This is a genomic window from Photobacterium sp. GJ3 (assembly GCF_018199995.1).
In the GTDB taxonomy this organism is placed as follows: domain Bacteria; phylum Pseudomonadota; class Gammaproteobacteria; order Enterobacterales; family Vibrionaceae; genus Photobacterium.
The window spans coordinates 654,378-677,056 of sequence record NZ_CP073579.1; the positions used below are offsets into that span (position 1 = coordinate 654,378).

Annotated in this window: 17 protein-coding genes; 10 read left to right on the forward strand and 7 right to left on the reverse strand. The window is 51.0% G+C overall.

The genetic code is table 11. From position 1 onward, the window contains the following. Window positions 1-14: 14 nt before the first annotated feature. The 3 genes from KDD30_RS19820 (at window position 15) to KDD30_RS19830 (ending at window position 5,919) form a co-directional block, all read left to right on the forward strand. Entirely contained in the window at window positions 15-1,769 is a 1,755-nt protein-coding gene (locus KDD30_RS19820; protein WP_211651695.1) for a DUF4105 domain-containing protein, read from the forward strand. A gap of 340 nt (window positions 1,770-2,109) precedes the next feature. Next, window positions 2,110-3,081 carry a calcium/sodium antiporter gene (locus tag KDD30_RS19825; RefSeq protein WP_211651696.1) on the forward strand — a complete coding sequence of 324 codons (972 nt, stop codon included), beginning with the start codon at window positions 2,110-2,112 and terminating at the stop codon, window positions 3,079-3,081. Window positions 3,082-3,375: 294 nt separating this feature from the next. Further along, window positions 3,376-5,919, forward strand: coding sequence for an Ig-like domain-containing protein (locus KDD30_RS19830; RefSeq protein WP_211651697.1), 2,544 nt, complete (start codon window positions 3,376-3,378; stop codon window positions 5,917-5,919). Window positions 5,920-5,996: 77 nt separating this feature from the next. Here the strand turns inward: KDD30_RS19830 and KDD30_RS19835 are convergent, their stop codons facing one another. After that, window positions 5,997-6,932 (reverse strand): universal stress protein, encoded by a 936-nt coding sequence (locus KDD30_RS19835; RefSeq protein WP_211651698.1) that lies wholly within the window; start codon window positions 6,930-6,932, stop codon window positions 5,997-5,999. Between the two features lie 225 nt (window positions 6,933-7,157). Between KDD30_RS19835 and KDD30_RS19840 the strand changes: the two genes are divergently transcribed. Next, window positions 7,158-7,355 (forward strand): hypothetical protein, encoded by a 198-nt coding sequence (locus tag KDD30_RS19840; RefSeq protein ID WP_211651699.1) that lies wholly within the window; start codon window positions 7,158-7,160, stop codon window positions 7,353-7,355. Here the strand turns inward: KDD30_RS19840 and KDD30_RS19845 are convergent. From KDD30_RS19845 to KDD30_RS19865, 5 genes are all read right to left on the reverse strand, one after another. Further along, the gene (locus tag KDD30_RS19845; RefSeq protein ID WP_211651700.1) at window positions 7,349-8,308 is read right to left on the reverse strand and encodes a YeiH family protein; all 960 of its coding nucleotides are present in this window, start codon (window positions 8,306-8,308) and stop codon (window positions 7,349-7,351) included. The two genes, KDD30_RS19840 and KDD30_RS19845, sit on opposite strands and share 7 nt — an antisense overlap. Before the next feature lie 123 nt (window positions 8,309-8,431). Beyond that, window positions 8,432-8,755, reverse strand: coding sequence for a YdbL family protein (locus KDD30_RS19850; RefSeq protein WP_211651701.1), 324 nt, complete (start codon window positions 8,753-8,755; stop codon window positions 8,432-8,434). Between the two features lie 18 nt (window positions 8,756-8,773). Continuing rightward, the gene (locus KDD30_RS19855; RefSeq protein ID WP_211651702.1) at window positions 8,774-8,989 is read right to left on the reverse strand and encodes a YnbE family lipoprotein; all 216 of its coding nucleotides are present in this window, start codon (window positions 8,987-8,989) and stop codon (window positions 8,774-8,776) included. Window positions 8,990-9,036: 47 nt separating this feature from the next. After that, window positions 9,037-11,700: a YdbH domain-containing protein gene (locus KDD30_RS19860; protein ID WP_211651703.1), complete on the reverse strand. Its 2,664-nt coding sequence runs from the start codon at window positions 11,698-11,700 to the stop codon at window positions 9,037-9,039. 110 nt (window positions 11,701-11,810) lie between these two features. Continuing rightward, window positions 11,811-12,221, reverse strand: a complete 411-nt coding sequence (locus KDD30_RS19865; RefSeq protein WP_211651704.1) for a hypothetical protein — start codon at window positions 12,219-12,221, stop codon at window positions 11,811-11,813. 359 nt (window positions 12,222-12,580) lie between these two features. On the opposite strand from KDD30_RS19865, the gene KDD30_RS19870 reads away from it, so the two are divergent. The 6 genes from KDD30_RS19870 (at window position 12,581) to KDD30_RS19895 (ending at window position 19,745) form a co-directional block, all read left to right on the forward strand. Next, complete coding sequence (locus KDD30_RS19870) at window positions 12,581-13,858, forward strand: NRAMP family divalent metal transporter (protein ID WP_211651705.1); 1,278 nt, start codon at window positions 12,581-12,583, stop codon at window positions 13,856-13,858. Window positions 13,859-14,041: 183 nt separating this feature from the next. Next, window positions 14,042-15,472, forward strand: a complete 1,431-nt coding sequence (locus KDD30_RS19875; protein WP_211651706.1) for a TolC family protein — start codon at window positions 14,042-14,044, stop codon at window positions 15,470-15,472. Between the two features lies 1 nt (window position 15,473). Beyond that, window positions 15,474-16,448, forward strand: a complete 975-nt coding sequence (locus KDD30_RS19880) for an HlyD family secretion protein (protein ID WP_211651707.1) — start codon at window positions 15,474-15,476, stop codon at window positions 16,446-16,448. Between the two features lies 1 nt (window position 16,449). Further along, entirely contained in the window at window positions 16,450-17,601 is a 1,152-nt protein-coding gene (locus KDD30_RS19885) for an ABC transporter permease (protein WP_211651708.1), read from the forward strand. Then, window positions 17,598-18,785 (forward strand): ABC transporter permease, encoded by a 1,188-nt coding sequence (locus KDD30_RS19890; RefSeq protein WP_211651709.1) that lies wholly within the window; start codon window positions 17,598-17,600, stop codon window positions 18,783-18,785. Before KDD30_RS19885 ends, KDD30_RS19890 begins: the two co-directional genes overlap by 4 nt. 63 nt (window positions 18,786-18,848) lie before the next feature. Next, a complete protein-coding gene (locus KDD30_RS19895) occupies window positions 18,849-19,745 on the forward strand; it encodes a LysR family transcriptional regulator (protein ID WP_305800656.1) in 897 nt (298 codons plus the stop codon). Window positions 19,746-19,803: 58 nt separating this feature from the next. Here the strand turns inward: KDD30_RS19895 and KDD30_RS19900 are convergent, their stop codons facing one another. Beyond that, entirely contained in the window at window positions 19,804-22,509 is a 2,706-nt protein-coding gene (locus tag KDD30_RS19900; protein ID WP_211651711.1) for a bifunctional acetate--CoA ligase family protein/GNAT family N-acetyltransferase, read from the reverse strand. Window positions 22,510-22,679: the final 170 nt, after the last annotated feature.

Consider the following 22,679-nt stretch of genomic DNA (forward strand, 5'->3'; position numbering starts at 1 on the left):
TCCCGTTATCTTCCATGAAGTTCTGGTATACGCTGTTTCCTCTCACTGTCTTCAGTCACGCTGCATTCGCTTATTCGCAGCAAGACATTCAGCACCTGTCCGAATCTGATTACTGGCACACTCTGGGCCATTACCAGCAAGGCATGACAGGCTCATATCAGAGTCTGGTCGACTCTGAAGCATTCTTTATCAGTGAGCAGGGAAAAAATGATCCGTTTGCTGAACTCACAGCAACCGTGGCAGGCTTTGAACAAGAAGCTGAAACTTTGAATGGTCAGCCGGCTGATGACAGTCTGAGCTGTCGCTATCCGGCCCGTTTTCACTGGCTCAATGACAAATTACAAGCAAACTGGCCTCAGCCGGTTTGTCCACAGCAAACGGTTTGGAAACAGGCACTCAATCCAAAAGGGTTAACGCTGGTTTTTCCGACTGCCTTTATGAACAGTCCTTCATCGATGTTCGGCCATACATTGCTGCGTGTCGATGCCAAAGATCAGACGCGCCATCGCGAGCTGGTGGCTTTTGCGATCAATTTTGCCGCGACACCAGAGGCGGATGACAACGCCTTTTTGTATGCTGCGAAAGGCATGTTTGGACAGTATCCGGGAACGTTTACCGTGATGCCGTACTATCGGAAAGTTCGCGAGTATAACGATCTGGAATCCAGAGATATCTGGGAATATGCGATTGATCTGAAAGAAGATGAAGTTCAGCAGGTTCTGCGGCATCTGTGGGAAATGAATGGGGTCGAATTCGATTACTATTTCATTGATGAAAACTGTTCCTATCAGCTGCTGGCTTTGCTCGAAGCGGGTCGGGAAGGGCTGGATTTAACCTCTGGGTTTGATCTGCAGGCGATTCCCTCTGAAACGGTTAAAGTTCTGAAAGAACAAGGGTTAATCAAAACCCCGGAGTATCGCGCATCTTTCGGAACACGGTTGATGCATTACGCTGCTCAGCTAGATGATCAGCAATTGAAGGCTGCTCGTGATGCAATGGCGGGCCAGTATCCGGAGACGGGAACACTGGCCGAACGCGCCGCTACACTCGAAATGGCTTATGAATGGATGAACTTTGAGTTCTACGATCAAGCCTTACCCCGTGAAGAATATGCGCCGAAGCTGCAACAACTGTTGCTGGCGAGAAGTCAGTTAAAAACGTCTTCGCCTTTTTCTGAGCCGGTGAGACCGTCGAAATCACCGGAAGAAGGGCATGGCTCGTCTCGTTTTGGTCTGGGATATCGCTACAGCAATCATGATGAAGATCAGGCCTTGCTTGACTATCGCATTGCGTATCATGATTTACTCGACAATGCCGGCGGCTATATTCCGGGTGCTCAGATCAGCTTTTTTGATCTGCAGTTGGGCATTGACCAATCGGGAGATGTCGATCTGAATCAATTTTATTTCATTGATGCGATGTCACTGGCGCCAGATTACCGTGTCTTTGATTCGCTTTCCTGGAATATCCGTGCGGGTTATGACAGGCTGCCGGGTCGGACTGAACTGAACGGTCGGTATTTTGTGCAGGGCGGTTATGGTAAATCCTGGGGTGATGCCAACCGTCTCCATGCTTATTCCCTGGTGTCGACTGAGCTGAATTATTTTGACGCTCAGGGAGAAAATCTGAATCTGGGGATGGGGCTTGAATCCGGCGTGGTCTGGCAGGCAAGTGATGTACATAAACTGGCTTTGTCCGGGCAGGGTTATATCAATGGGATCAAATGCGCTGGCGGACTGAAGCCAAAGCCAGCTGGCATTGGGCGCTGAGTCCACAGTTCGGACTCAGAACTGAGGCTGGGTATCATCAGTGGCAGAAGGATGAATTTTCATCCATGTTGCGATTGTTTATGTACCTGTAATGCTCTGATTGAATGAATTCCTGCGCGGGTTTACAAGGGCTGGCGCGGGGATTGAATTCGTTATAGTGAAGGTCATGCCAGTATTGATCTCTTTATCATGACGAGAGAATTTTTTTGCTACCATGAATGCAAGAATATCTATATCCTTGGCGCCGGATCTTTTCTGAACCCTGTTTAACATACGTTCTGCACTTTTGAACAACACCGTTTTAGAACGTTTTTTCGTTAAATATTGGGAACTAACACTTATGCTCATTGCATCACTTGCCATCTTGTTTGGGTTTGCACTCTTAGTCTGGAGTGCGGATCGGTTTGTCGACGGCGCAGCAGCCAGTGCGGGTCATTTTGGGATGCCTCCCTTATTGATCGGTATGGTGGTTGTCGGGTTTGGTACTTCAGCACCAGAAATGGTCGTTTCGGCCATGGCGTCTCTGGATGGCAATCCGGAATTGGCGTTGGGAAATGCACTGGGTTCAAACATCGTTAATATTGGCCTGATCCTAGGCATCACGGCGGTCATCGCCCCAATTGCAGTGCAGTCCAAAATCATCCGGAAGGAATTGCCTTTGCTGATCCTCATCAGCCTGTTTGCCGGGCTGTTATTGTGGGATGGGCAATTAACCCGCATCGAAGCGCTGGTCTTGCTGGCAGGCTTTTTCGGGTTGATTGGATGGTCGATTTACTCAGGCCTGAAAGGGAAAGGAGATGCCCTGGAAGCTGAAACAGAGTCTGAATTGCAAGCGAACGACATGCCGCTGAAAAACGCATTGATGTGGTTGATTGTTGGCTTGGTGCTGCTGGTCGTCAGTTCCCGTATTCTGGTTTGGGGTGCTGTTACCATTGCGCAATCACTGGGCGTCAGCGACCTGATTATCGGTCTGACCATTGTCGCTCTTGGAACATCATTGCCTGAACTGGCTGCATCTGTTGCGGCGGCACGTAAAGGTGAACACGATATTGCTATTGGTAACGTGGTGGGCTCGAATATGTTCAATATTCTGGCCGTGATTGGTATTGCCGGCACAATTTCACCGATGAGCAGTATCGGGATGGAAGTGATTTACCGTGACTGGCTGGTAATGATGGGTCTGACGGTCGCACTCGTCGTGATGTGTCTTGGATTCAGAGGTCCGGGTCGAATCAATCGGTTTGAAGGTGGATTACTCCTGCTGGCGATCTCTGCATATAACTTATTTTTAATCAGCACGATTACCGGCTGATTATTTCAAGCGACAAAATGGGAATGGCTGCACTGGCCATTCCCGTACAATCCCCGCATAGAACGCCCTTCATTAAAAAGTGATCTTACTTCTGATTGTTTGTCATTTTTTGCGCATGATTACCTCAAATTGAGAGCCCGCTGAGGTATACACAATTTATTCATCATCTTAATTATCATCATTTATAAAGTCGTCCATTATGTCTACGGATAATTTGCGAATTGAATAAAGCAAATATCTCTTTTGCGAATCATTTTTGAAAACAATCCGTTTGAGAGAAAAGGACGTAATTCTATGCGTAAAACCCTGATCCATACCGCGGTTGTCCTCGGGCTCGGAAGCCCGGTGACTGCATTTGCGGTTGATTGTACAACACTACCTAACTGGAACACTGAGTCGGCTTATCCAGGTGGCACTCAGATCCAACATCTCAATATTGCTTATCAATCGAACTGGTGGAATCAGGGGAAAAACCCGGTCCAGTATTCTGATCCCTATGAAGAATGGTCCTCACTGGGTGCGTGCGATTCGCATGGTGGAAATCAGCCCCCGTCTGTGTCGCTGACGTCTCCTTTAAATCAGTCACAGTTTGGGACCAATGAAGTCATTACTCTGGCGGCGAATGCTTCCGACAGTGACGGCCAAATTGTGGATGTGACTTTCCAGATCGATGGTGGTGTTGTCGGTGTTGATGAAACTGCACCCTATGAAATCAGCTGGACGACCCTTGCTGGGGCGCATACGGTGACTGCGATAGCAACCGATAATCAGGGGGCTAGTCAGTCACAATCGGTCTCGATTACGGTGACCGCTGACGGCAATAATCAACCACCATCCGTGAGTCTGACTTACCCGACGGCCAGCACACAACTTTCTGAAGGTGACGCTGTCACGCTGATGGCCGATGCCTCGGATCAGGATGGTACGGTGACTTCAGTCGAATTCTACGTGGATGATCTGCTGGTTGGTACAGCAAACGCTGCGCCTTTCGATACGGCGTGGTCAGCCACCGCAGGAACGCATACCTTTCAATCCAAAGCGATCGACGATGCGGGGGCAGTGACCTGGAGTTCTGCTCTGACGCTGGCTGTTGCCGGGAGCGGTGCAGGCGGTGGTTGCGCTGGCGTCCCTGTGTATCAGGCAGGTACGGTATATCAGGTGGGTGATCAGGTTCAGAACGCAAATCAGAAATATCGGTGTGATGTCGCGGGCTGGTGTTCGTCAGATTCAGCCTGGGCGTATGAGCCGGGAACCGGATTGTACTGGACGGATGCATGGACGGATCAGGGCGTGTGCGCCGTTGTGCCAACCGTGAACTTTACTGCTCCGGCAGACCATGCTGTCGTACTGTCCGGTGACACCGTCACTTTGGCCGTTGATGCAACTGATGCGGATGGCAGCGTGACACAAGTTGAGTTCTTTGCGGCGGGCCAGAGTCTGGGGACAGACACGGCTGCACCATACACTGCAAGCTGGACTGCAGCGGGTGTGGGTGATGTCAGTCTGACTGCGGTTGCGACAGATAATGAAGGTAACACAGGGCAGGCCGGTGTGCTGGTGAGTGTCAGTGATCAGCCGCTGGTCGTGACGCTGACGTCACCAACATCAGGGACCACAGTCGGTTTAGGGAAATCTGTTTCTGTTTCGGCAGATGCGGCATCGCTGAATAGCACGGTCAGCCAGGTGGCGTTCCTGGTCAATGGGGCGGTCATGGCGACAGACACCACAGCACCTTACAGTGTGGACTGGACACCGGGCGCGGTCGGCAATTATACCGTGTCTGCACAAGTGACGGATGCCACCGGACTCAGTGCGAATTCTTCTGCTGCCACGGTCAAAGTGCTGGCACAATCTGTAAAGCGCCACCAACTGATCGGTTACTGGCATAACTTCGTGAATGGCGCAGGTTGTCCGATAAACCTCAGTGAGATGTCTGATGCCTGGGATGTCATCGACATTGCTTTTGCTGAAAATGACCGCAGCAGTAATGGTACCGTGCATTTCAATCTCTACAGTGGCGACATTCACAGTTCTTGTCCGGCATTGGACCCGCAAAAGTTCAAGCAGGACATGGCCGCACTTCAGGCACAGGGCAAGAAGTTTGTGCTGTCGCTGGGCGGTGCTGAAGGAACCATCACACTCAATACAGATACAGATGAAGCAAACTTCGTCAGCAGTCTGACCAGCATCGTGCAGGAATGGGGGTTTGACGGATTGGATATCGATCTCGAAAGTGGCTCGAATCTGGTTCACGGATCCCAGATTCAGGCACGTTTACCGCGCGCGCTGAAACAGATTGAAGCCAATATGGGCGGCGATATGTACCTGACCATGGCACCGGAACATCCTTATGTTCAGGGCGGTATGGTGGCTTATTCCGGTATCTGGGGTGCATACGTTCCACTGATCGACCAACTGCGCGATACACTGGATTTGCTGCATGTTCAGTTGTACAACAATGGCGGTTTGCCAAACCCGTACACAACGGGAGCAGCGCCGGAAGGATCGGTCGACATGATGGTGGCTCAATCGAAGATGCTGATTGAAGGCTTTACGTTGGCCAACGGTCAACAGTTTGCACCACTGCGTGATGATCAGGTTGCCATTGGGTTACCTTCGGGCCCGAGTTCTGCAAACTCTGGTCAGGCACCGACTCAGAATATTCTGGATGCGCTGGACTGTCTGACTCAGGGAACTCACTGTGGCAGTGTCGTCCCGGCATTCAACTATCCGAATTATGGCGGTGTGATGACCTGGTCCATCAACTGGGATAAACATGACGGCTATAACTTCTCGGGTCCGGTTGGCGCGAAGCTGGATGCAATGAACGCGCAATAACTCTGAAAAATAGTCAAAGTGACAAAACGGGCTGTTTTCACAGCCCGTTTCTTCAGGTTGGTATCACGGTTCATGCTTCAATAGGGTTTGATGTCACTGACGAACCCTTTTGGTTTGAGGGCCAGAATAGAACACTGCGTGTTCTGAACAATATCCTCTGCTGTGTTTCCCATAATAAAACCGGGGATGCCCGTTCGGGCGACGGTGCCCATCACCAGCAATTCAACCCCTTCCTGAGCGATCGTTGCCGGAATGCATTGCTCTGGCAGTCCTTTCGGATGACACGCTTTGATCTCACCCTGAATCCCCGACTGTGCCACGAGTGCCTGGAACCGCTCGATATGGCGGGCTTCAGTTGCTTGAATCGATGCCTCGAGCTCAGCATCAGGGACATGGATGAACGGGTTGCTGGCGATTTCATCATAAGGGAAATCCCAACTGGAAATCACAATCAGCTTTTGATCACACGCGTTGGATAACTGGCGTGCGGTCTGAAGTAATTCAATATCCAGATCTGTCTCGGATTGGGTGTCGTTTTCAGCATCGATGGCGACAGCAACATGCACCTTATTCTGAGCATGAGTCATCGGTCGGCACAACCAGACCGGGCACGGACACTGGCGCAGCAGCTCCATATCGAGAGCTTTCAGCCCACTGCCGGGCTGGGCCAGTTCTGCATGCTTGATCACCAGATCATAGCTTTCACGAATCACGTGCTGTATGACCAGCGTTGATGGCATAGGGCTGCTTGCGGTTCGAATGCTCGGAACCACAAGGTTTGTATTGGCGGGTAACAGAGCTTTAGCCTCGGTCATCGCTTCATTGATTTTATGAACTAACGCCTGTTCCCAACTGGATTGATACCCCCCAAGCGTTTCGGGCAGCGCAGGGTAAACAATCAGAACGGTCAATGGACTCTGATAAGCGTCTGCGAGACTGAGCGCCTGTTGCAGTCCTTGTGTTTCATCCTGAATTCCGTCGCTGATATAAAGCATATTCCTGAAGTTGTGCATGCTGAACACTCCCCGTTGAATCCTGCATTGATTCAATCCTAGACGAGAATCTGGCGGACAGTTTTGTCTTCGGATACTGACTGTTTTTCATCAGACATAAAAAATGAAAACTAACTACTTCTGGTTATAACGAATCCTGCTTTCTTAGTGAGAAAGGGTATTTTTAACTTGGCCGCGTCATCACAATAATAACGACTGTGTCAGAAAAACTGAGAAGTAAATGAAATGGAAAACAAAGTTGTGTGGGTGGGAATCGTGATGGCATTGACACTCAGTTCGCTGCTGACGACTGGCGTTGTCAGTGCAGGGTTGAGCTTGCTGGCATTCTCACTGTTGTTTACATTGATCGCCCGAAAAGCATGGGGCAAAAACGCACAAACCGAGACGGAGCAGACTTCCTCTTCAGATCAGTCGCATTACTGAACACCCGTCCCGCTGAGGATCGCCAGCAGCGATCCGGCACTGATCACTGCCCATAGAATCCCCCCTAAAATGAGCGGCTTTGCGCCCGCAGCGCGGAGTTTCTGAACCGTAATCCCCGCCCCGATCAAAAACAGGCAGACAACCAGCACACGCTTGGAAAATGCAAAGATTTCCTGATAAATCAAATTGAACTGTGGCAGCCAGTGGGCGGTTAATATCGCGACACAGTAAAACACGATAAATAGCGGGATTGTGATTTTTTTCTCTTTTCCACTGAAGATCAACGCACTGAGAAAAGCCAGCGGAATAATCCATAATGCACGTGCCAGTTTGAGCGTTGTTGCTGTTTTCAGTGCCTCATCACCATAAGCGCCGGCAGCCCCGACAACGGAAGAGGTGTCATGAATGGCGATCGCCGCCCACAGACCGAATTCATGCTGCGATAAGTCCAGCAAATGACCGATGGTCGGAAATAGAAACAGGGCGATCGCATTGAGAATGAACACGGTCGCTAAAGCCAGTGATGTTTGATGGCTGTTCGCCTGAATGGCCGGGGATACCGCTGCAATGGCGCTCCCCCCACAGATGGCTGTGCCTGACGCAATCAGGTGTCCTGTTTTCGGATCCAGACTGAACAATCGGGTCAGCAAGGTGCCCATCAGTAAGGTGACGACAATGGATGCGATAATCAGCCCGAGTCCGGACTGGCTGGCCTCGATGGCGACATCGAGCTGGATACCGAATCCTAACCCGACAATGGCTGTTGAAAGCAGTTTTTTCGTCAGGGCCGCCACCGGAAAGTCGGTTGGCACCAGCCCGAGTGTCGCCAGTGAAAAGCCCAGAATTAAAGCCACGGGGGAATTCACCACAGGCAACAGGCAAGCCGCAGCACAGAGCCAGAATAGTGGATAACGAATCAACTGATGTTTGATGGCAGCAGGTTGGAACGACATTCTTTGAAAACAGGCAGAAAATGATGGCAGCAGTATACCTGTTTCAGTCCAAATCACTGACTGAAAAATTAGCGGGCTGATACCAGAAGTTGAGCAGGATCGGGTTTGCCGGATGATGGTGCGTTATTTTTTCACCCAGAGCCCGCTGGGGTTCTGGTAGAAATGCCCCGACTCTGTTTTTTCAACCGCTTTTTGATACGCCAGGCGAGCCACTTCCGCAAGGGTCAGGCCGTTTGACACCGCAATACGCTGATAGCTTTCTTTACGGTCGTTGTTGACCTGCTGAATCAACTGGCGAACATCGGTAGAGGGTGACAAGGTGACTGGCGCGAGATAGCCATTATTGGCCTCGCCAACGAGCCCCTGCGCTTTGGCTTGCTGAAGATCAATGGCAAGCACATTTGCACAGAATAAAAAGATGGCAATGTAGGTCAGCAAACGTTTCATGACTGGCTCCCCGCCGGGTCAGAAGACATCGTCATCACTAAAAAGATCATCAATTTCCTTATCAACTTTAATTCGAATCTCGTGTTCAATTTTAACGTTCAGATTGACTTCAATCGGTTTATCCGACGCCGCAACCTGAACTGTGGGTGTACAGCCAGTCAACCCGGAAACGGTGATGAATAGTATTGCTGCGAAACAGCCTGTCATGCAGTAATACTTTAACTGAATATCCATGGGCTTCGACCTTTTCAAGTCATTTGCATCAAATTTCAGCGCAAAATCTACTTTTCCAGACCAAGCTGCTTCAGGAACATGCGCTCAAACTGAGACGCATTGATCGTGTTCAGCGTTTTGATCAGAGCCGGGATGTCATCTTCTAGGTTCAGGTTTATGTGAACCGGCCGACCATTTTGAAAATCAGGGTTTCGGCCTTTAAACCTCGAACTTGCATTTAATTGACCATCCTTTGAATAGTCTATATCAACGGCAAGTGAGTCGTATTGATAATTTTTGAGAATCCGCGCGAGCACTTTAAGACTATTTTGCGATCCGGATTCGATGTTTTCATCAATCGAAGAACCTTCTTTATATCGCAATACGCCACCGGGACTTCTTGAAAATAAAGCGCCTTTTTTGATCACTGGAAATCCATCCTGAATGCTGATGGGGAGAACGCCGTCCATCAGTCCGGTTAATTCGATATCTTTTGGCTTCGATAAATCTATCAGTTTCTTAAGATTGAGACTCTGGATACGCAAAGGAATCCTGTCAATATTTCGCAAAGAGGGGGTCACCACTTCCCGGGTACTGAGATAACCGCCCAGCGCTTTCGCACTCGCACGGTGTAAAACATAGCGCGGGGTTTGTGTGTCAAACTCTCCGGACAATGTGATGTCCTGAAAGAGGGTGCCGAAGAACAGCCAACCGGCATGGATGCTCATGGGTGTTCTGCTGCGGAGGGTGTTCTGCTGAAGCTGACCAGAGAAAGCGAGATTGACGTCGGCAAAGTGAATATCGCGGATATTGCCGTTCAGATGTTCCGTAAATACATCGAAGGCGCCAGACCAATGCGCTTTGTCGTACTTTAAATCAGCGGCAAGGGTCAGACTGCCGTTATTGAGGTCAATATTGAATGGCAGTTGTGCCAGATACATTTTCTTCAGGCTGTGATCACCAGAAAAGTCCAGACGCCGGGGCTGAATCTGAATCCGGGTGGACGCCGTGGACGGTTGGGTGCTGACAGCATATTCAAGCCAGGGAGGACTTTGCGCGGTGCGAACCAAGCCTGTCAATCCAATCAGATGAGGGCGGGCATTGATGTGGCCCTGCTGATGGAGGGCAGGGAATCGCTGCTCATTCAGGGTCAGGTGCAGGCTGTGTTGATAGTCGCTTGTCAGGTGCCAATCGCCTTCAGAAAAATCTCCCGTGACGGTATTCAGCCGAAGGGAGGTTTCCGCACTGATCTTCTGAACGGGTTGCGGATGACGCTGAGGTGAATTTTGTTCGGTGACCGGGCGTATACCACTGTAATCTGCCTCAAACAGCACCGCAGGCGTTTGATGGCTCGAGATGTGCCATTGCGTGAAAGGCTTTGAAGCGTTCCGTTCGGATTCCAGGCTGAATTGCGGTGCTTTCAGCTCAATCTGCCGCAGTGCCTGTTGTGTCTGGCCACCCATGTCGGGGAATTGCAGGACTGCGGCGCTGAGTCGCGTTTCTGACAGACGGACCTGAAGCTGCGCCGGATCAAGCCGGATGCTGAACTGCTGCGACAGATCAATCTGCCTGGCCTGCAGCGTTGTTGTCGCCAGTGTTTCTGCATTGAATGTCATTGCTGCGGCAGCCTGACACCCTGTGGGAGTCTCAGATTCTGCTGTTTCCGGATGAAGCGGAAACTGGCACTGAAGTTGTTGCAGCGTGACTTGCCCCCGGGTCTGTGGTGCGGTCAGGCTGACTTGGACAGCTTCAGGCCGCTGTAAAGAGAATTGCGCTCGATGCGGACTCAGGGAGAAGTCCCACAGCCAGTGGCCGTCTTGTGTCAGGTCCAGCGCTGCTGTGTCCGATTCAGATTTCAGCCAGTCTGGCAGCGTTATTGAAACTTGGGCGTGCTTCGGGAATTGTGTCTGAATCCGGTATTGCCAGTGTTGTAAAGGATTGGAGGCAGACGGCTGGTTTTGCGAGTCTGTACCGAGCCGTGTCGCCCGGATACGGACCACTTGAGATGCGAGTCTCGGCCAGGCTTTCGGCTTGAGACCCAATCGAGTGGAAAGTTTAGTGACGTTGTCACTATTGCAGGTGATCTCCTCCGGAACCTCAGATGTGAATTGCCAGTCAGCGGTACAAGTCAGTAGCGGTAATTGATGTTGGTCGGCGGCCATCAGGTGAAAGGAAGCTGATTGTGCGTCCGATGTTTTCAGGCGAGCGTCAAATGACAGCGGGTCTTCTGAGACAAGGGACAGGTTTCCTTTCAGTTCGAACTGAGTCTGCTCAGGGGCTTTGCTGAAATGGAGTGATGCATGAGAAAGCCAGCCTGTCAGCACGAGATCTGTCACGTGTATTGCCTGTACGGGGAGTTGAAAAAGAGATGCGCTGAGCTGTCCCAAACGCGGCCAGTTTGATGTGTCGGGCTCGCTTGATGTACCAATCAGCGGGGCCGGGTTCCAGTGTAGTTGATGGGCCATCAGGGTGAGGCTATCGCCAGGCTGGCTCAAATCCAGTTTGATGCTGAGATTTTCGATGGCGTCTGTCGGTTGAGATAATGTTGCTGACGCCTCTGACGATACCTGCTTCAGCGTGATGTGCAGTGGTCGCTTGGGTGTTTCATTCTGGTAAGAAAAAGCCAGTTGTTGAATATGGATTGGATAGGATTCAGCAGAAGGCATTATATGAGCAGGGAGTACAATCCGGCCATGACCAACCGTGCCTTGAAGTGAGAAAGAAGGTGACATTGTCACCTTTAGAGTGATGTCACGAATATTCTGTTCAGGCGCCAGAGACTCACCACTTTCCGAAAGGTGTGTTGTCGCCTGAGCGGCGGTCAGGGCAAAGCGACCTTCGGCTAAGGCCCTTGTGTCGTGAGCTGCGCCTGCTGCAGGATGACAGGTTCTGTAGACAGCTGAAGCTCTGCCATTTGTGCCTTGATGGGGACGCTTAGTGACAATGTCACCTTTTCGGCGTCAATTTGCCAGCCATTTTTCTGGCGGGCAAGTTGGGCTTCCTGAAGATCAACAGTCGTGCCTTTGATACCCAGTGTCAGCCGTTGTATTTGGATCGTCTGCTCCGTCAGGCTGATGCCGGAAAGAGCATGTAACTGAATCCCCTGAGCGGCAAGCCACAAGGTCACCAGCAGGGCGGATAAGGTCATCCCACATGCCAGAACGGCCAGACTGATCAGGCTGGTGCGCCGTAACCGGCGTAATGCCCGACGAGTGATGCTCAGCTTGCCATCATCTTGGTTGTCAGAAGACATAGACTCCAACGGATCAACGAATGCATGGAACTTTCTTTATAAGCATAATCTTAAGCGTCAGTGCAGGAGAGAAATTTGCCCTGTGGTGTCACTATTTTTACAGTGAGCGATGACGGTTTACGTCTGAAAAGCAGAAGAATTGAAGAGCTCATCCTTCTTGGGAATATTTTTTATCGTTTTTTTGGCAACATCTATACGATTTATTGATGCCTCTGTCACTGAATGCAGTGCAATGTGCTTTATCGGTATTTGAAGCAGTGAAATCGACTGAATGGCGGATATTGAGGGGATTGCATAAATAATTTAAACCTGAGACAAAGAAGCGCATTACTATAAGAAACAATACAGGACGTATTCGAATGTCAGATACAGCATCTCTCTCGCCACAGTCTCAGCAGCAAAGTGGTTTCAAACAACTGATCAAATCTCTGGGGCCTGGCATCATGATGGCTTCTGCCGCGGTTGGTGGGTCGCATCTGGTCGCCTCAACGAAAGCCGGGGCCATTTACGGATGGCAACTTGCAGCCATCATCCTGCTGGTGAACCTCTTTAAATATCCATTCTTCCGTGCAGGCATCCAGTTCACCATGGGAACCGGGAAAAGCTTAGTCGAAGGCTATGATGACATGGGCCGCGGTTACCTTTGGGTGTTTGCCGCATTGAACATGATTTCAGCGGTTGTGAATACAGCGGCACTGCTGCTGTTCAGTGCCAGCCTGCTGGGTTACTTCATGCCGGGGAATCTGCCACTTTCCGTCTTGTCTGCGATTGTGCTGGCAGCGTGCCTGATCATTCTGATGGCTGGTCATTACAAAGCGCTGGATGGGCTATCGAAAATCATCATGTCGGTTCTGGTGATAGCCACAATTTCTGCTGTGGTGATTGCAGCAGGAAATGGCAGTGCCGCCCCGGCGGATTATGAAGGTCCGTCGGCCTGGACCCTGGCATCATTTGGTTTCATTGTGGTGATGATGGGTTGGATGCCGGCACCGATTGAAATTTCTTGCCTGACATCGCTCTGGCTGAAAAGTCAGCGGAAACAGCAGACAGTCACGACACGCTCGGCGATTTTCGATTTTAATGTCGGTTATATTGGTACTGCGGTGCTGGCGGTCGTCTTCCTGTCACTGGGTGCTCTGGTGCTGTATGGCACTGGGACAGAACTGAAAGCGTCTGGAATTGGTTTCTCACATCAACTGGTCAGTATGTATGCCTCCACAATCGGGGAGTGGTCTCGCTACCTGATCGCAGTGATCGCATTTTTCTGTATTTTTGGCAGTACGATTACGGTGATCGACGGTTATTCCCGCGCACTGGCTGAAACACAGCTGCTGATTCAGAAAAAAACACTGGGTCAGACAAGTTATGTCAATGGCTGGATGATTCTGGTCAGTCTTTGTGCCATGGGGATTATTCTGTTCTTCACTTCAGCGCTGATGCCGATGATGGATTTTGCCATGGTGCTGGCATTCATGACGACCCCAATTTTTGCCTATCTGAATTACCGGTTGGTTACGCGGACTGAACTGCCGGACGATCTACAGTTCTCCAGTGGCATGAAATGGCTGTCATGGGCGGGATTGATTTATTTGTATGGCTTTCTTGTCGCATTTATCTGGTGGAAATGGTTGATGTAATCTCCAAAAAAAACACGAAAACATCGAAGCCCTCAACTTGAACTGAGGGCTTTTTTCTTTGTGATGCTTTTAAAACAACCGCTTGATATCAATATTTTCAGAAAGAATACGAAGAAAGCTTGCGGTATAGAGTAATTACTCTAAAATGATTGCAGCCGATTTTGAGGTCACAAGGACAAAACAATGATCATCAGGCCATCCATGGCTAAACCGCTCTCTCTGGCATTTTTCATCAGCACCATTGGTTTTCAGGCCCAGGCGGCAACGGTCAGCTTTGACGATGCCTGGCAGATGGTGCGAAATCATAACGATGAACTTGCCGCAGAAAAAAGCAACCTGGACAGGGCTGCTCATCTTCAGCAGGCTTCGCGCGCCATGTCGCTGCCCAGAGTTTCAGTTTCCGCAAACTATACCTATCTGGACGATCCGATTGAAATCGCGCCATCAGACATCATTGCCAGCACACCGGCCGGAAAAAATCAGTCGGCTCAGCTGGCTGGTCTGGCTCAGACGATTGGTGTGAATCCAGCGCAGCTCGACAAAATGTTCACCTCCCGATTAACCGATCGCGATATTTTAACCAGTTCAGTTCGGGCCGTCTGGCCAATCTTCATGGGCGGACGGATTATGACCGCGCAGGATATTGCCAAAGGGAAAACACAGGAAGCAAAGTACATGCTCGAAATGAAAGAGCATGCCAAATTTGAAGATTTATCGACTTACTACTTTGGTGTTGTGCTGGCCGAGCAGGTCCTGAAAACCCGACAGGACGCCGAGAAAGGGCTGGAAAAGCATTATCAGAATGCGCTCAAGATGGAAGCGCAGGGCCAGATCGCCAAGGTTGAGCGGCTTCAGGCCCAGTCTTCTTACGACAAAGCACGCGTCGAACGTCTGAAAGCACAGCGGGATCTGGAAATTGCACAGGTCGCACTGACCCGGCTGCTGAAACTACAAACCCCTGCTTTGCCTTCCACGGGCTTGTTTGTGAATGAAGACCTGCCTCCGATGTCGAGCTTCCTGAACAAGACACTGACAGATTATCCGGGCTTACACATTTTGGATGCCAAACAAACGCAGGCAAGCGGCTTGTTGGATGCGGAGAAAGGGAAGTACTACCCGGAAGTTTTCCTGTACGGCAATTACAACCTTTATGAGCAGGATACATTGGCGGCCAAAACCGCGCCGGATTGGGCCGTTGGTGTGGGTGTCAGTATTCCATTATTCGACAGCTCAGGTCGTTCCGACAAAGTGAAAGCTGCGCACAGTGCGATGACTCAGGTGAATTATCTGCGGGCTCAGGCTGAACAGGATCTGAGTGTATTGGTTGAGAAAACCTACCGCGAGGCCTCTCAGGCACTGGAAGAGTATGAAGGTTTGGCTTCCAGTATTACGCTGGCGGAAGAAAGCGTTGCCTTGCGTGAAAAAGCATTCAGTCAGGGGCTTTCAACATCTCTGGATGTGGTGGATGCGGAGCTCTATCTGGCCAGTGTGAGAACGCAGCGTGTGGCTGCGTCCTATCACTATGTTATCGCTTTATCCAAGTTACTGGCCGTCAGTGGCGACATTAACGCTTTTGACAATTATGAAAATTACAAAGGACTTAAGGTTAACTGAAATGAGTAAGTTGAAAACGCTGGCAGTGATTGTGCCTGCCATTGCACTGACAGGCTGGCTGGGTTATCGGTTTTGGGCGGCTTATCAGCCTCAGCCTGAACGTTTGCAAGGGCAGATTGAGGCGCAACAATATAATATCTCGTCGAAAGTTGCCGGGCGGATTGATCAGGTTCTGGTTCGCAAAGGCGATAAAGTGAGTGAAGGTCAGTTGATCTTCACGCTCCTCAGCCCGGAAATTGACGCCAAACTGGAACAGGCAAAAGCCAGTCAGCAGGCCGCCGGTGCTTTGGCGGATGAAGCGTCCAATGGTGCGCGTGCGCAGGAAATAGCCGCCGCGCAGGATCAGTGGCAGAAAGCCAAGGCAGCATCGACCCTGAGCGAAAAAACTTATCGTCGTATCAACAACCTTTACCGCGAGGGTGTGGTTGCCGAGCAGAAACGTGATGAAGCCTACACACAATGGCAGGCATCCCGCTATACAGAACAGGCCGCTTACCAGATGTATGAAATGGCCAAAGAAGGGGCGCGGGAAGAAACCAAACGCGCTGCACTGGAAAAAGAACGGATGGCCGCGGGTGCGGTTGCCGAAGTGGAAGCCTATGCTGCGGATACCAAAATTTCCAGCTGGCATAACGGTGAAGTCAGTCAGATTCTCCTGCATGATGGTGAACTGGCGCCACAGGGGTTTCCCGTGGTGAGTATTGTGGATATGGATGATGCCTGGTCGGTGTTTCATGTTCGTGAAGACAGGCTGAAAGATTTCGCCAAAGGCAGCCAGTTTGAAGCAAGGATCCCTGCATTGGGTGAGACGCAATACAAGTTTCAGGTGACGCATCTCTCTGTGATGGGGGACTTTGCAACCTGGCGGACCACCGACGCACAGCAAGGATTCGATATGCGGACGTTTGAGGTGGAAGCCCGGCCAATACAGCCCATTGATGGCTTACGTGTGGGCATGAGTGTGCTGGTGGAGTGATATGTGGCTGACCGCAATAAAACGTGAATGCAACATCATCAGGCAGGAGCCCTGGCTGAAAGCCATGCTGTTTTTCTTACCGGCTGCATTGTTTGTGCTGATGTGGTGGATTTTTTCTTACGGGATCGCCCGGGATCTTCCTGTCGGCGTGGTCGATCTGGATCAAAGCCGCTTATCCAGAGGATTAGTCCGGTACTACGATGCCAGTCCGACCCTGTCTGTTGCCCGGCAACTGAACAGTGTGGAAGAAGGATCGGCTTTACTGCGTCATGGCGAGATCTATGCGCTGGCCATTATCCCTGAATCCATGGAAGCCGAGACATTTCGGGGGCAGTCGCCAACCGTGGCTGTGTTTTATAACACGCAATTTATCCTGATCGCTAAACTGGTCAACAGTGCTTTTGTCTCAGCTCAGACAACCTATACCGCAGGTATTGATGCTCTGAAACACATGGCCAGCGGCACCGCTGTCCCGATTCAGGCACTCGGACAGGCGTTGCCGATTCGAAATCAGATTACGCCATTATTCAACAGTAACGCTCATTATGGTCAGTTTCTGGTTTCCGCAGCGATCCCGGCGATGTGGCAGATTTTTATGATCGCAACCACGGTTCTAGCACTGGCGGCTGAACAGCGCCGGCAGGGGTTGCTCGTCTGGCTGAATCAACAACCCATACAGCAGTTATGCGCCAAACTGGCGGTGTATGGCGTGCTCTACCTGATTCAGGGCATCCTGTTCTTGTGGGGGCTGTATGGTCTGCTTGGCTGGCCGATGCATGGCAGCTGGGGCATCTTGCTGCTTGCTCAGATCCTGATGGTGTTTGCCTGCCTCAGCATGGGGACAATGCTGTTTTTCCTGACACTGGATGCAACCCGTACCATGAGTCTGGTCGCCGGATTTACGGCACCTGCATTTGCCTTTATGGGGATTACATTTCCAGCGACGGATATGCCGGTTCTTGCGGCAGTATGGCGTGCGTTGCTACCCGTGACGCATTACATTGAGATTCAGGTGCAGCAGGTCGATTATGGCAATCATCTGCAACAGGCCATGCCCCAGATGTTTGCCTTAATGTGTTTTGTTGTGGCTTTTGCGCTTGGGATTCTGCGGATGCTGTCCTGGCGGCGGAAGCAACAGGAGGTTCTGGGATGAGCTGGCGTGAATTAGTACTCCACGAATTCAAAGCGATTTTTACCAATCCGGCGATTCTCTTTACGGTTTTTGGCGGCGTGTTGATTTACTCGTTGATTTATCCGTTGCCTTACGCGAATCAGTTACCCCGTGAACAGCACATTGCTGTTGTGAACTTAGATCACAGCGCCATAAGCCGCGAATTGGTGCGGATGGTGGATGCAACCCCTCAGGTTCAGGTGATGCGAACGGCATCCAGCCTGGATGAAGCGAAACAATGGCTGCTCAATCAGGATGTGCAGGGGATGCTGGTTATTCCGGAGCATTTCTACCGTGATCTGTTACTGGGCACGAGTCCAACGGTGGCTTTTGCCGGAGATGCTGCTTTGTTTCTGGTCTATGGTACGGTTGTGGAAGGGCTGGCGACAGCAACAGGCACGCTCAGTGCCAAAGCGAAAGTTGTCCGTATGGTTGCAGCAGGGAACAATCTGACCCTTGCAAGCGAGCAGTATGCGCCCCTCAAACTGAATATGTTGCCGGTGTTCAATCCGACCATGGGGTATATCAATTACATCGTTCCTGCGGTCTTTGTTCTGATCCTGCATCAGACTTTGCTGATCGGTTCAGCATTGGTTGGAGCCGCCCATCAGGAATCACGCCAGCGTGGAGAGATCCCGTACACCATGGCTTATGCGCCCTGGAAAATGATCATGGTCCGGGTGTCATTGTTTACGTTGATCTACCTCCCCCTGACAGCATATTACTTTGGTCTGAGTTTCGAATCCTATGGCATCAGTCGTCTGGCACAGATCGGTGATTTGATTGCCATGACGCTTCCTTTCCTTGTGTCGGTGACATTGCTGGGGATTGTGCTTGGCGAATTGGTTCCCCGAAAAGAACTGGTGACTGTGATTGTGTTGCTGAGTTCTTTGCCTTTGGTATTTTCTGCCGGATTTGTCTGGCCGGTTTCTGCGTTACCTGAGCCTGTTGACTGGCTGGCACAGTGGTTTCCTTCGACACCAGCGATCAATGGTTTCCTGAGGCTCAATCAAATGGGCGCAAGTTTTGCGCAGGTCGGTCATTGGTGGATACATCTCTGGGGCCTTGCCGGACTTTATCTCTGTATCGCGCTGGGCCTGATGCTGAGAAAGCAAACAATGCAGCGAATGCATTCCGTCAGTGCAATGGATAACAGAGTTGAATAGGCAATAGGCAGGGACTGTGTTAAAACAACACCTTCATTTATGCTGAATGTCAGGGAAAGAAATTTGAACCGGTTATTATCCTTTGAAGCACTGATGGTCCTGGATGCGATTGAACGCCGGGGGAGTTTTGCTGCTGCCTCTGAGGAGCTAGGGCGTGCACCTTCTTCCCTGAGTTATCAGGTGCAAAAGCTGGAGCAGGATTTAGATCTGGTGATCTTTGACCGATCCGGACATAAGGCTGTATTTACCAAAGCAGGCCGGTTACTGCTGGAACGAGGGCGGCTGTTGTTAACTGCTGCGGATGAAATGGTTTCGGATGCAACCGCACTGGCCCACGGGTGGGAGCTGGAACTGACCATCGCCTATGACGGCTTAGTACGGCTGGATTGGATGTTCCCCATTGTTGAAGCGCTGGGTCAGAAAAGCAAAACCCGCTTGAAATTCAGTGAAGAAATTCTGGCGGGGTGCTGGGAAGCACTGGCACAGGACAGGGCGGATATTTTGATCGCTCCGGCACCCAGTGTGGCACCACCGGAAGTGAAAATTCAGCCGTTGGGTAAAATGGATATTGTCTGGGTCGCGCATCCGGATCATCCAATTCACCGCCATAAAGATCCGCTCGCTCCGGCTGTTCGCCAGCAATATCGGGGAATCGCGGTGGCCGATACGGCGAGAAATCTACCTCCGATTACGCGTAATATTCTTGAAGAGCAGCCGTTATTAACGGTTTCCAGTATGCATGACAAGTTGATTGCGTTGCGTGCTGGATTGGGCATTGCAACCATTCCGAGTGATCTGATTCAGGACGATCTGGCAAAGGGGACACTGGTCATGATTGGAGATGATCCGGTTCATGAGTTTGAACTGGTGCTGGCCTGGAACCGAAGCCGTATGGGTAAAGCTAAATCCTGGGCCATTCAGCAGTTGGAGCAGCTTTGGAAAAAGCACCTTCATCAGTGATTTCGCCAAGCACGCAGGTTCTTGCTGAGCCTGCGTGCTGATTTTCAACACCAATCGGCTAGATTTGTTCAGCCTCCGTCTGCAGTGGTAACAAAAGCTCTGCGGTCTGATCTTCAAAATGAATGGCCACCTGAAAACCACTTTTTCTGGCCAGTGCCAGCATTCCCTGATTGGTGGGCATGGTGATTCCGGTTAAGCGCTGGATGCCACGATGCCTGCAATACTGAATGATGGTATTGAGCAGCATACTTCCCAAGCCTTGCCCCTTTAGATCAGAACGGACTAACACGGCGAACTCGGCTTCTTCATTTGTCGGGTCTGAAACTGCACGGCTGACGCCAAGAATGTCGCTTTCTTCATGGGTATCCGGGTCCAGTTGTACCGCGATATAAGCCATTTCCCGGTCGTAATCGATCTGAGTCAGATTGGCTAATGCTTCGTGATTGAATTCTCCGACTTCAGAAAAGAATCGGTTGTACAAATCATCGTGGGATACCCGGGCGATAAAGGCTTTGTGCTTTGGTTCATCCTCCGGTCGAATGGGGCGGAGTAATACAGGCGTCCGGTCTTTGAGGGCGGTCAGTAACTCCAGCTCTTTCGGATAAGGGCGAATGGCGAGGCGTTGTTGTGTGTCTCCGGAAAATGGGCGGATCGCCATTGACGCATCAATCACCGTCATTTCTTCGCCTGCGGCCAGCAGTGGGTGAATATCAAGCTCGGTGATTTCAGGGCAATCAATGATGAGCTGAGATAGCTTAACCAGCAGCTTACACAACGCGGGAATGTCCAATCGATCCGGCAAACTTCGTTGCTTGATTTTACCGGTTTTCAAAGCATTGATGACCAGGTATCGGGCCAGGGCCATGTTCAGCGGCGGGATTGCGACCGCGGCATCACGGTGAATGTCCCATTCCGCGGCTTCGTCTCCAATCAGGATCACAGGCCCAAATACGGGGTCGGTATGAACGGCAATCCGTAATTCCTGAGCACCTGCGCGGTTTGCCATGCGTTGTACCAGAAGTCCTTCGATGCGTGCTTTCGGGTAATTGAGTGAGACCCGATCCAGAATCGCCTGAGATGCATTGGCAACTTCCGCCGCCGTTCTCAGGTGCAGCATCACCCCATGTACTTCAGACTTGTGGCGAATATCCGGCGAACGCAGCTTGACTGCAACCGGATAGCCGATTTGTTCAGCAATATGTGCCGCTTCAGCCGGGTCGGAAGCGATCCAGGTGGGCAGCGTCTGAAAACCATAGTTTTCCAGTAACGGACGCACTTCATGGGTTTCCAGATGATCAATCTGCTGTGCCAGCAGTTGATCAAGTAATTGATGGACGTGCTCCGGATGGCTTTGTGTTTCACCGAAAGAAGAGGGCGTTTCCATCAGCTGTTTCTGGTTGCGGCGGTATTCCACCAAATGCATGAATGCAGTGACCGCGCTTTCCGGAGTCCGGTATGCCGGAAATCCAGCCTGTGTAAAAACTTGCCGGGCTTTTTGTGCCTGATTCTCGCCCGCCCAGTTACTCAGAATATTGAAGTGGATTGTTCTCGGGTGTTGTTTCAGAACCTGCACCAGGTGCTCTGCCGTTTCTTTACTCGGCGCGATAGCGGAAGGAGAATGCATGATCAGCAGGGCATCAAAGTCATCACTGTCGAGCAGGATTTTTGTGGCAGCTTCATAGCGAGAGATGTCCGCATCACCGACGATATCAATCGGGTTGGAAGGTGCCCAGCTGGCCGGTAAAACACGGGACAATTTGTCGACTGTCTCCTGATTTAAGGTCGCCAGTTTTCCGCCACGTTCTGTTAAGGCATCGACCGCCATAATTGCCGGTCCGCCGCCATTCGTCAGAATCGCAAGCCGTTCACCGCGAAGCGGGACAGCATGCGCCAGTGTTTCTACGGCCGCGAACAAATCATGGGTGTTATGGACACGCAGCATCCCCGAGCGCCGGATCGCTGCGTCATAAACTGCATCTAACCCAATTTCTCCCCCGGTATGCAGATGTGCAGCCGCACTGCCGATTTTGGTACGGCCACTTTTGAGCACCAGAATCCGGCGATTGCGTGCCGCCGCACGGGCCGCCGACATAAAGCGTCTGGCATCCCGGATGGAGTCGATATAAAGCAGAATTGCCTGTGTTTTACTGTCGCGGCTCAGGGTATCGAGCAACTCATCAAAACTGATATCACAGGTATCTCCGAGTGAGATAAAGGTCGAGAATCCGATCCCTTTATTTTTGGCCCAATCAAGAATGGTGGTGCAAACCGCCGCAGACTGAGACACAAAGGCAATATTGCCTTTGTTGGCTGAAATAGGAGAAAACGAGGCGTTCAGGTGATGCCAGGGAAGAATCATGCCCATGCTGTTTGGACCAATAAGCCGCATCCCGTATTGTTTCGCAACCTCATGCATGCGGATATCTTCCGTGACACCGTCACCATCCAGATCCACATTCATGCCGGCGGCCAGAACAATCGCCAGTTTGACGCCTTTACGGCCTAACTGATCAATGAGGGTGACATTGCGGTGGCCTTGCGTACATAAAATCGCGAGATCCGGAATCCGCGGAAGACTATTGATATCGGGATAAGCCAGCACACCTGCGACCGCATCATACTTTGGGGTCACAGGCATGATCGGACCGTTAAAATTACCGGAAAGCAGGTTTTTCATCACCACGTAGCCAGCCCGTTTCGGGTTATCAGAGGCACCAATGACGGCCACGGAGCGTGGTTTTAGCAGTGATTCAAGTCCTTTCATTGCGTTCATTCTCTCAGCGTTCTGTAGGCGATTGGTGGTCTTATTGCAGGCAAATGTACTTCAGTTTTGTGCTTTGCTGCTGTGAGTGTACTGGAAAACATTAGGAATTGTTTGTTTCCGTCAGCAGGTTCAGACCTGCATCATTGTATTTTTTTGTTGGCACAAATGGA